At 63.3% G+C, this 2,968-nt stretch carries 2 protein-coding genes; both read right to left on the reverse strand.

The window, feature by feature from the left end; translation table 11 throughout:
• Positions 1 to 2,491 (reverse strand): DNA polymerase II large subunit (gene polC / locus ACP5EL_RS10040; RefSeq protein ID WP_428402374.1); only part of this gene is annotated, 2,491 nt, incomplete at its 3' end.
• Positions 2,488 to 2,922 carry a PPC domain-containing DNA-binding protein gene (locus ACP5EL_RS10045; protein WP_428402375.1) on the reverse strand — a complete coding sequence of 145 codons (435 nt, stop codon included), beginning with the start codon at positions 2,920 to 2,922 and terminating at the stop codon, positions 2,488 to 2,490. The genes polC and ACP5EL_RS10045, both read right to left, overlap by 4 nt.
• Positions 2,923 to 2,968: the final 46 nt, after the last annotated feature.

The following is a 2,968-nucleotide window of genomic DNA, read 5'->3' on the forward strand; positions in this document are numbered from 1 at the left end:
TCTCCAGCTCCTCGTCGACGAACTTCGCCACCTTCAGGAGGTAATCGCCGCCGTCAAAGGAGAGGATAACGTCCTGGACCAGAAGCTCCAAGACCTGGTCTGGGCTCACCAGGGGCTCGCCGCAAATGTCCTCGGTGTAGCCGAGGTCCCTGAGCCGGTCGAGGTCGGTGTGAATCTCCCTCGGCCGAAAATGGGTCAGGGGCAGGTCTGTCAGGTCGTACCTGACGGTCCCGTCCTTGAAGATGTAGACCCCCCGCTTCGCCCGAAGAATCCCCTTCTCCAGGCTCTCGGGGGTCTTGTCCCGGGAGGTGAGGCCTAGAACGCCACGGACCAGATTGGGCTCTCTCTCGTTCAGGCGACGAAGCGCCCGGGAGTAGAGCTCCCTGACGTCGAGCTTCATGACGGCTGCTGCGGTGGTGGCCTTTCCGCAGCGAGGGCACCTCTCTTCTCCCGGCTGGCCGCAGGTGGGACAGGCCCTTTTCGGGACTGTATGGCCGCCGCACCCGCACAGAAACTCGTGGGTCTCGGCACCACAGCGAGGGCAGACCCTCTTTCCGATTGCAGTCTCGATGATCCCGGATCTCCCGTTTCCGACGTGGTTTTTGGCGCACTCTCCGACAGACCGGCTCTTTCCTCCGGCGTCTCCTGTGGGAAAGAGGACGTGGGGAGGAGGCCTCATCTCCCTTTTATCCGACTTCTCGGGCCGTCCCATCCTGGACCCGATCCGAGTGGGGGCTCTTGCCATCACCTTTATCCCTGCAACGCGGTTGACGAGATCGAGGGCCGTCTCAGGCGCCGACGGCTCCGATGCCATATCGTCTTCCTCCTCGCTCTCGGTCACGAACGCCCCCTCTCTCGTCCCGTCTACCGCCGCCTCTTCGTCGAGCTCTTTCAGCTCCAGCCCCTCGGGCTCGATCCCGAGGCAGAGTAGGAGAGGCAGTGGATCGTCGACCTCTATCCTCGAGCCCCTCACCCTGTGCAGGACGAGGAGGGTCTCCAGGGCCTCCATCGACGAGAGCGGCAAGAAAAGGGTTCCGTCCTCGAGCTTTCCCTCCGAAGAGGCTATCCCTCTCAACTCTTTGAACTGGTCGATGGATAAATCGTGCCAGAGGTACGTGAATCTCGGGTGGAGGGGAACCGCCCATCTCCTGGAGATCTCGATCGCCTCCTCAAATCCTAGATCCTCGCGGCCCCCTGGGTCGCCTCCCGCCTCCGCAAGCTCTGCCGCCCACCACTCAAAGCAGTAGGATGCGGGGGCCAGGGTCCTGTTGTTCTCGAGAAAATCGCCGAAGCTGATCAGAATCTCGCCGACGTCGACGATCTTGACGACATCGTTTTTGAGAACTGCCGCCTCCTCCTGGGTGTCGATCCGCAAGAGGTCGCCGCTTTTGAGCCTGACCGTCGGCCCCTCGATGCTGCTCACCGGCGAGACTGCCGCCGCCTTTCCCGGCTGTTCCAGCTTCACCTGGGTACCGGCGGCGAGAAACTCCTTTAGGATGACCATCGTAGCGGGGCTGAATCCGGCGGCCGCCAGGCCCGTGTTCCGGGATCGCCCGTACCGAAGCCGAAACCCTCCGGGTCGGTGGGGGTGGCTGAAGACCGGCCTTCCGGCGATGATGTCTCGAAGGAACTTCTCCCCCGAGGCCCCGCCATCCTTCTTCCCGCCGCTGGCCAGCTCGTCGAGCCAGTCCCATCCCTCGATTGCGAGCTTAGATACGTGCTTTTTCAGCTTCGGCCTTTTGAGGGCGATCCCCTCGGCTGAGACGAGAGCGACGCCGCCCCTGATCCGGTTCGTCTCGATCCTCTCCAGGTCCCGGAACCCCGAGACCTCCTCCTCCTCGGTCGGCTCCCCCTCGATGCAGATGGGGCAGTTTCGAATGAGAGTTCTTATCTCTTGGTCGGATGGTGCGTACTGGAGGCCCGCCACCCGCCGGTAGAGGCCGATCTCTTCGACGTACCTCTCCACCTCCTCGGGCCGAGGCTTGTACCGGTCGATTCCCACCCCGAGCCGGACATAGTCGGCGACGAGGACGCTCAGGGCCTGGGCGGTACCCCCGGCGCTCCGAATGGGCCCGGCGTAGTAGACCTTGAGGTACTCGGTACCATCGTCATTTTTGCCCAGGTCCACCTTGGCGATCCCCTCGATCGGAGCCGCCACCACGCCCTCGGTAAGGAGGGCGACGGAGGTACGGATGGCGCCGTCGATCGCCTCGATCTTCGACGAGAAGCTCCCGATCCTCCCCTCGGCGAAGTCGAGGCCGATGGCAAGGGCCGCCTCCTCCCGGCTCAACCCCTCGGCTTCGAGCTCCCGGACCCTCTTCGCGATCCCCTCGATCCCGATCAATTTTTCGACCCTCTCAGCCAGGTCCACGGCCGTCGGGACCTCCACCGAGAGGCTGGGGTCCTTCCCCTGACTTCGGGCCTTTCCAGCGATCTCCATCGCGCGGGCGAGCCCGGTCTCCAGGGTCTCGAAGTACTCGGCGGCCTTCAATCGGTCTCACTCCATAGGAAGAGGTCTGTCGTGGGGTCGTGCCTTCTCACCGGTGGCCGACCAACAAGCTCCCGGAGGCAGACCTCAGCCGCGAAGACCGTCCCGCTGGTAAGGTGGCCTCCCCTGACGTTCCCCTCGGAGTCCGCGAGGGTCGCGTGGGCGTGTAAAAATGGCTTCCCCTCCCTGATGGAGAGGTTTCCGTTGAGGCTTGCTATCTCCACCGGACGGTCGATCTCGATCGGCCTGTACTCGTGGGCCACCTGGTCGTAGTAGCCGATCTCCGCCCTCTGGAGCGCCCCGATGGCGGCGACGGCGCCGACCTTGACTCCAAGCCTCTCGGCGAGGTTCGTGATGGAGGTCACGATCTCAGCATCATGATCGAGGCTGCAGAGAAAACACCTTGCGGACCTGAGTTCCTGAATCAGAGACAACGCCGAATCCTTCCTATTTTATCCGAAATACGCCCTCTCCGTTGAA

Origin of the sequence: Methanocrinis sp., from assembly GCF_049974945.1 — an archaeon.
Classification (GTDB): Archaea; Halobacteriota; Methanosarcinia; order Methanotrichales; family Methanotrichaceae; genus Methanocrinis.